At 62.1% G+C, this 7,783-nt stretch carries 6 protein-coding genes; 4 read left to right on the forward strand and 2 right to left on the reverse strand.

Annotated elements, in window-relative coordinates; genetic code table 11:
* Positions 1 to 7: 7 nt before the first annotated feature.
* Positions 8 to 1,126 carry a 23S rRNA (adenine(2503)-C(2))-methyltransferase RlmN gene (rlmN, locus tag VIH17_09905; protein ID HEY4683547.1) on the reverse strand — a complete coding sequence of 373 codons (1,119 nt, stop codon included), beginning with the start codon at positions 1,124 to 1,126 and terminating at the stop codon, positions 8 to 10.
* 288 nt (positions 1,127 to 1,414) lie between these two features.
* Between rlmN and VIH17_09910 the strand changes: the two genes are divergently transcribed.
* The 4 genes from VIH17_09910 (at position 1,415) to purB (ending at position 7,398) form a co-directional block, all read left to right on the forward strand.
* Positions 1,415 to 3,379, forward strand: a complete 1,965-nt coding sequence (locus VIH17_09910; GenBank protein ID HEY4683548.1) for a hypothetical protein — start codon at positions 1,415 to 1,417, stop codon at positions 3,377 to 3,379.
* Between the two features lie 334 nt (positions 3,380 to 3,713).
* Positions 3,714 to 4,991, forward strand: coding sequence for a pitrilysin family protein (locus tag VIH17_09915; protein HEY4683549.1), 1,278 nt, complete (start codon positions 3,714 to 3,716; stop codon positions 4,989 to 4,991).
* Positions 4,992 to 5,171: 180 nt separating this feature from the next.
* Positions 5,172 to 5,999 (forward strand): MBL fold metallo-hydrolase, encoded by an 828-nt coding sequence (locus VIH17_09920; GenBank protein HEY4683550.1) that lies wholly within the window; start codon positions 5,172 to 5,174, stop codon positions 5,997 to 5,999.
* An 88-nt stretch (positions 6,000 to 6,087) separates the two neighbouring features.
* A complete protein-coding gene (gene purB, locus VIH17_09925; GenBank protein HEY4683551.1) occupies positions 6,088 to 7,398 on the forward strand; it encodes an adenylosuccinate lyase in 1,311 nt (436 codons plus the stop codon).
* A gap of 151 nt (positions 7,399 to 7,549) precedes the next feature.
* On the opposite strand, the gene VIH17_09930 is transcribed toward purB, so the two are convergent.
* Positions 7,550 to 7,783, reverse strand: a 234-nt coding sequence (locus tag VIH17_09930; protein ID HEY4683552.1) for a hypothetical protein, incomplete at its 5' end; no start/stop codon positions are given.

Raw genomic sequence — 7,783 nt, forward strand, 5'->3', positions numbered from 1 at the left:
GCCGCCGCTACGTCGGTGATGCCGTTGAGGCGTTCTTGGCGACTTCGAGCAGGGCGAGTTGCCCGCAGGCGGCCAGAACATCCTGTCCGCGCGGGCGGCGAAGGAAGGCGAGCAGGCCGCGCGAGGTGAGAATCTTCTGAAACGTGGCTACGCGCTCGGGTGCCGGCGGCTCAAAAGGGAGCGCGCCGGGGGCGGGGCCGGGATTGAGCGGTATCAAATTCACTTTGCAGCGAATTTTCGAGACCAGTTTCCGCAGCCGGTGAGCATCGTCGTCCGAATCGTTCACATCCTTCAGCAAAACGTACTCAAACGTCAGCCGCTCCCAGGAGCGCAGCGGGTAAAGCCGGCAGACCTCCATCAGTTGCTCGAGGGGATACTTCTTGTTGATGGGCATGATGCGGGTGCGTGTCTGGTCGGTGGTGGCGTTAAGCGAAACAGCCAGCTTCGGCCGGACGGTTTCCTGGGCCATCTTCTGGATGCCGGGAACGATTCCCGACGTGGAAAGGGTCAGGTGGCGCTGGGCAAGATTCAAGCCGCCTGGATGGCAGAACAGCCGCACGGAAGCCATCACCGCGTCGTAATTCAGGAGTGGCTCGCCCTGGCCCATGAGGACAATATTCGTTTGGGGGAGCAGATGCCCCTGGTTGTCGGCGAGCGCGGCAAGCACCTGGCCCAAGATTTCTCCCGCCGTCAAGTTCCGGCGCAGGCCCAACGTGGCCGTCATGCAGAACTTACAGTCCACGGCACAACCCGCCTGGGAGGAAATGCAGAGGGTGTCCCGGCCGGCAAATGGACGAGCGTCATCCGTGTCCGGCATGAAGACGGATTCGACTGTCTGCCTCCCTGCCTCCTGGCGGGGTGAGTCCGCCGCCTGAAGGCTAAAGACGTAGCGGCGCGTGCCGTCGCGGGAGTCGTAGCGGCGAACGATCCGTGGCAGCGTGATGGAAGCGAGTCCGGCAAGCTCCTGGCGGAGCGGCTTCGGCAAGTTGGTCATCTCCGCCAAGCTGAACCGCCGCTCGGCGTAGAGCGCATGGTAAAGCTGATTGCCACGGTACGGTTCGAGACCCCAGGCGACAACGAGTTGGCGAAGGTCGGCAAGGTTTCGGCCAAGCAACTCGGCCTTCACGGAAGCACCTCAACCCATCATAGCACGCGCCCTGATGCACGCGGGTGAGAAGGGTCAGGCACCAGTCAGGCACGAGGCTCGTTGACTTGGCCGCCGCGGCGGCCCTAAGATGGGCGCTCCAGAATCGGCTCTTGAATGGCGGCCGGCTCCAGCGGGACAGCTCTTGATTCCAGAACATTGACCAGGCTAGGACCAGACTATGACCGGACGATCTCGCACTGTCGCGTCCAGGAAAGGTTCAGGGGGTTGCCCGGCGATGTTTGCGGATGGAAGCTGAAGGGAGACACGATGTTCAAGGTTTCTCAGCCAAAAGTCTTCGTTGGTTCGCTGGTCGTGGTGCTCATCCTTCTTCTTGCCGCCACCCTCACCTATTCCGGGAACCCGCTCCCGCCCATCAGCTTGAGCGTGGATGCCCGGGAAGCGCCCCGCAGGATTTTTCATGCCCGGCTGGTGATTCCCGCTGCACCCGGACCGCTGACCTTGCTTTATCCCAAGTGGATTCCCGGCGAGCATGGGCCGACGGGGCCGATTACGAACCTGGCCGGGATGAAGTTCACTGCCGCAGGAAAGTCACTCGAGTGGCGGCGGGACGACCTCGATATGTATGCCTTCCATTGCCAGGTGCCCGCCGGAGCAAACGCCGTCGAGGTCGAGCTTGATTATCTTTCGCCGAGCGAAAAAAGAGAGTTCACCGCAAGCCCGGCGGCGACCGCGCAACTGGCGGTGTTGAACTGGAACCTGGTCTTGCTCTACCCGCAGGGCAGGCCGGCGGGAGAGTTGAGCTATGTTGCCCGCCTGCGTTTGCCGGCGGGCTGGAAGTTCGGCTCGGCGCTGCCCGTGGCCCGCCGCGGCGGGCATTCCGGGGACACGGTCGAGTTTGCACCTGTTTCGCTCACTACGCTGGTGGATTCTCCCCTCATCGCCGGAGCGCATTACCGGGCCATTCCTCTCAACGTGGAAGGGGCGCCGCCGCACGAGATTGACCTCGCCGGCGATTCCGCTGCGGCCATCGAGATGAGCCCGCCGCTCGCGCGGAACTACACCCAACTGGTCGCCGAAGCCGCCGCGCTCTTCGGCGCGCACCACTACCGGCGCTACCACTTCCTGCTCGCGCTCAGCGACCACGTCCGCCCGTTTGGACTGGAGCATCACGAGTCGAGCGACAACCGTCTTCCCGAGCGCTCGCTGCTCGACGATGCCCCGCGGAAGCTCGGGGCCGACCTGCTGCCGCACGAGTTCGTTCACTCCTGGAACGCCAAGTACCGTCGTCCCGCAGGCCTGACGACCACCGACTTTCACCAGCCGATGAAGGGCGAGCTGCTCTGGGTTTACGAAGGGCTGACCCAATACCTGGGCCAGGTGCTCACCGGCCGCAGCGGCCTGTGGACTCGAGAGGAGTTTCGGGAGAATCTCGCGCACCTGGCCGCCTACCTCGATCACCGCCCCGGGCGCACTTGGCGGTCGCTGGCCGACACCGCTGTCGCCGCGCAAATCCTCTACGGGGCTCCAAGGGAATGGACCGCTTGGCGGCGCGGCGTTGATTTTTACGACGAAAGCGTGCTGATCTGGCTCGAGGCCGACGTAATCATCCGGCGCCAAAGCCAGGGCCGGCGGTCGCTTGACGACTTCTGCCGGCTGTTCCTTGGCGGCCAAAGCGGCCCGCCCGAGGTCAAGCCCTACACGTTTGAGGATCTCGTAGCTGCGTTGAATGAGGTCGCACCCTATGACTGGCGGGCATTTTTCAACGCCCGGCTGAACTCCACCGCCGCCCGCGCCCCGCTGGAAGGTCTCGAAGGAAGCGGATGGCGGCTGATCTATACCGCGACACCGAACGACCTGCTGCAAGCCGCCGAGAAAGAGCAAGACTTCATCGACCTGAGCCACTCGATGGGACTGGTGCTGAAACACCAAGAGGGTGACGCAGAGAACGGCAGGATCAATGACGCCATCCCGGGGATGGCTGCGGCGCAAGCCGGTATCGGTCCGGGGATGAAACTGGTCGCCGTGAACGGCCGCGCCTGGTCGCCTGAGCTGCTCCGCGAAGCGCTGCGGGCCGCCAAGACCACGCCCGAACCGCTCGAGCTACTGATGGAAAATGCGGGGTTCTATAAGACCTACTTCCTGAACTATCAGGATGGCGAAAGATATCCGCACCTCGAACGTGACTCCACGCGGCCCGACCTGCTCGGAGAAATTATCAGACCACGCGCGGCGCGGCCCGCTCCCCAGGCCTCGGAAAAGCCGCAGTCGTAATCACCCCGGCAGCCAGAGCTAGGTGCGGAGACATCGTCGCCGCGGCATAGCCCCTTTGCCCCTTCGAGTCCCAACCCATGCCATAAGGGAAACGGTCTGACCAAGCGCGATTTCATGGTAAGTCTTTGATAATTAAGGCGATAATAGTTCTCTTTTCAGTGGAAAAGAGTCGCCCGGTGTGCTACAAAAGGAGGTGCTGCAGCGTCGTTCACGCCGGGTCGGGACCAATCATCCGGTTGCGGGCCTTCATCTGGGGAGAGGACCTCTGATTTCCTACCTGCCTGAGGGGTGAGTTTTTTCCGGTTGGGCGGGCAGAGGGGTTCGAGAGAAAGTCATGGTTCGAGACGGCCGCCACATCAAGAAGGAAACGCTACCGAACGGCCTGGTCGTCATCACCGAGGCCATGCCGCAGGTACGTTCGGTTTCCCTCGGCATTTGGGTGCAGACCGGTTCGCGGCGGGAGCCCCCGGAGTGGAATGGGATCTCTCACTTCATCGAACACATGCTCTTCAAGGGGACGCGTCGCCGCACGGCGGAAGACATCGCGCGGTCGGTGGATTCGATCGGCGGCATGCTGGATGCCTTCACCGCGAAGGAACTCGTCTGTTTCAGTACCCGCGTGCTGGACGAGCACCTGCCCATCGCTTTCGACGTGCTTTCCGACATGATGCTCGAGCCGCTCTTCCGGGAGGAGGATATCCGCCGGGAACGCGGCGTCATCCTGGAAGAAATCAAGATGGACGAGGACAACCCCGATTACCTCGTCTATGAGCTTTTCACGCAAAATTTCTGGCGCGACCATGCCCTGGGCAAACCGATCCTCGGAACGCCTACCACCGTCAAACGGTTCGATCACGAAAACATTGCTCGCTTCTTTGGCCACTGGTACGCCCCGAATAACATGGTTATCACGGCGGCCGGCAACCTCCAACACCAACAGGTGGTGGATCTGGTCGAGAAGGCATTCGGCAGAATCAAACCGGCCAAGGACGGTCTCGAAGATCCCGTCCCGCGATCGCACGCCTTCATCAGCACGCGCACCAAGAAAGAGCTCGAGCAGGTGCATATTTGCCTGGGCGTGCCGAGCTACCCGATGGCCCACGAGCGGCGGTTCGCCTGCGCGGTAATGAACACGATTTTGGGCGGCGGGATGAGTTCGCGGCTGTTCCAGAACATCCGCGAACGGCAGGGGCTGGCCTACGCCGTCTTTTCCGAACTGAACCCCTACCGCGATACCGGTTGCCTGTCGGTCTATGCCGGCACGGCGCTCGAAACGGCTCACAAGGTCGTCCGCTCGGTGCTCGATGAGTTCAAGAAGCTCAAGAGCGAGCCGGTGACCGAAGAGGAATTGCGCCGCGCCAAGGACCACCTGAAGGGCTCGCTGATGCTCTCGCTCGAATCCACCAACGCCCGCATGTCCAACCTGGCCCGCCAGGAGATGTACTTCGGCCGCTTCTTTTCCCTCGATGAGATTATCCACTCGATTGAAAAGGTGACGGCGGAAGAGATTCGCGTCATCGGCTCGGAGTTTTTCCTCCCTGACCACATCGGGCTCACCGTCGTCGGAAACCTCGACGGCTTCAAAATCAGCCGCGACGAGCTGGAGTGCTGAGGCAGCAAGCCGGAGGCAAGGAAGCAAGGTGGTTCTCCAGCACACGTAAAATGAGTGGCTTTTTCCCTGCCTCCTTGCTTCTCTGCTTCCTTTTTTGTCCCATTGACGGCTGGCCTGCACTCTGATAAATCAACCCAAACGACCTGAGCGGGGTGTTACACGTCGCTTCGCCTGTCCATTCTGGCCAGCGGTTCTTCCGGCAATGCAGCCGTTCTGGCCACGGCCAAAACGAAGATTTTGGTGGACGCGGGCATCTCCAAGCGCGAGACGCTCCGGCGAATGCACGCCATCGGGGAAACGCCGGAGGGCATCCGCTCCATTCTTGTTTCCCACGAGCACACCGACCATGTTGCGGGATTGGCGCAGCTTGCCGAGGAATGGAAGGCAACGGTCTATATCACGGAGGCGACGTACACCGGCTTGCAGAGGAGTGCCGGGGTTCAACCCATTCGGGGTGAACCTGGACTGCTTGCCGGACTAAAGTCCAGCGCTACGGGTCGTTGCGAGCTTCCCCGCGTTGAATATTTTCGTGCCGGGCACCGGTTTTCGATCGGGGATATCGAGATCCATCCCTTCTCGATTCCGCATGACGCGCTCGACCCGGTGGCGTTCGCGTTTCGCGCCGCGGGACTGAAGGCCGGCATCGTCACCGACCTCGGCTACCTGCCCGGAATGGTGAAGCAGCACGTGCGCGAGTGCGATTGCCTGGTGCTCGAATCGAACCACGACCTTGATATGCTCAAGGTGGGCCCGTATCCGTGGTTTTTGAAGCAGCGGTTGATGAGCCGCCTCGGCCATCTTTCAAACCACAGCGTGGCGGAATTCCTGGCCGAGGACTTCGACGGCTTCGGCCGCCATCTCGTTCTGGCCCATCTATCGGAGAACAACAACCACCCGGAGATTGCCCGCATGACGGCGCTCGAAGCGCTCGAACGCCGTGGTCAGGCCTTTGCTGGAGAACTGTCTGTCGCCCCACGACGCACCCCCCTAGCCACGATCCAGTTGTAGCCGGCCCGCCTCCGAGCTGCATTCTTCCCGCTCCTGGAGCACGATTCGCGGCCTTTCCGCCATCGGAACATTCGGCTATGATAACGACGTGATTGCACGCTATACGCGGCCGGAGATGGGCCGCATCTGGAGCGAGGAAAACAAGCTGGCGGCGTGGCTCAAGGTGGAAATCGCCACCGCTGAAGCTCAGGCCGAAGCCGGCATCATTCCCGCAGAAGCTGCCCGCGCCATCGCCACCGGGGCGCGGGTTGATCCGAAAAGAGTTGCTGAACTCGAAGCGCGCGTCAAACACGACGTCGTCGCGTTCACGATGGCCGTGAGCGAGACCGTCGGTCCGGAAGCGCGCTGGCTCCATTACGGGCTGACCTCGAACGACATCCTGGACACGGCTCAGGCGCTCCAGGTGGCGGAAGCTTGTGAACTTCTCCTCGCCGGTCTTGGCAAGCTGAGTGACGTCCTCCGCCGGCGCGCCTACGAATTCAAGGACACGGTGATGGTCGGCCGAACGCACGGCGTCCATGCCGAACCCATCACCTTTGGCCTGAAGCTCGCCAACTGGTATGCCGAATCGCTGCGCAACCGCCGGCGGCTCGAGCAGGCTGCCGAGCAGATGCGGGTGGGAAAAATCTCCGGGGCGGTCGGCACCTTCGGCCACCTGCCGCCGGAGCTCGAGCAGCGCATCTGCCATAAATTGGGTCTGACGCCGGCAGCGATTTCTTCGCAGGTTTTGCAGCGCGACCGGCACGCTCAGTTCCTCTCGACGCTGGCTCTGGCGGCAAGTTCGCTTGAGAAGATTGCTCTCGAGATCCGTCACCTGCAACGCACCGAGGTTCGCGAGGTGGAAGAGTATTTTGCCGAGGGCGAGCAGCGGGGCAGCTCAGCCATGCCGCACAAGCGCAACCCGGTGACCTCGGAGCAAATCTGCGGCCTGGCGCGGGTGGTGCGAGCGAACGCCGGGGCGGCGCTCGAAAACGTTGCGCTCTGGCACGAGCGCGACATCTCCCACAGCTCGGTCGAGCGCATCATCCTGCCTGATTCTTGCGCCCTGCTCGACTACATGCTGGCCAGGACCACGGAGATCGTTGAGACCTTGATTGTTTATCCCGAGCGGATGCGTCAGAACCTGGAGTTGACTCGCGGGCTGGTTTTTTCCGGGCAGTTGCTCTTGGATTTGACGGCCAAAGGCGCGCCGCGCCAGGAAGCCTACGCCTGGGTCCAGGAACACGCCATGGAAGTCTGGCGGCATGGCGGCGACTTTCGCGAGCGGGTCTCCGCCGATTCCCGCATCACCCGATTCCTCTCGCCGGCAGAGATCGAAGCTGCCTTTGATTTCAAGCGCCAGTTGAAGTATGTGGATGCGATCTTTCAGCGGGTCTTTGGCGCTGCCGTGTCCCACTAACGCATCCTGTCCCTCTGTGCCGCTCTGTGTGCTCTGTGATCCCTGTGGTGAGAAATAGAGCCCAAGATGTACCACAGAGGACACGGAGGTTGCACAGAGAAGCGCAGAGCCAGCAACAAATCTCCGGCTCCTCCCGAGCTAGGTCCCGGCGCTATGGCGCGCCCTTTACTGCCATTTCCGGGTTAATCAGCCGCGCGACCGGTGTGTCGCCTTGGATGTGTTGGTCGAGGATTTCGGCCACGTCGGAAGGCTGGACGGTCTTATACCAGATGCCGTCGGGATGGATGATGACGGTGGGGCCGACGGGATGCTGGCCGGTGCAACCCACTTTGGTCACGATAACGTCGGTCCACCCCCGCGCCTTCACTTCCTCGCGGAATTTCAT

This window comes from Candidatus Acidiferrales bacterium (genome assembly GCA_036514995.1).
Classification (GTDB): domain Bacteria; phylum Acidobacteriota; class Terriglobia; order Acidiferrales; family DATBWB01; genus DATBWB01.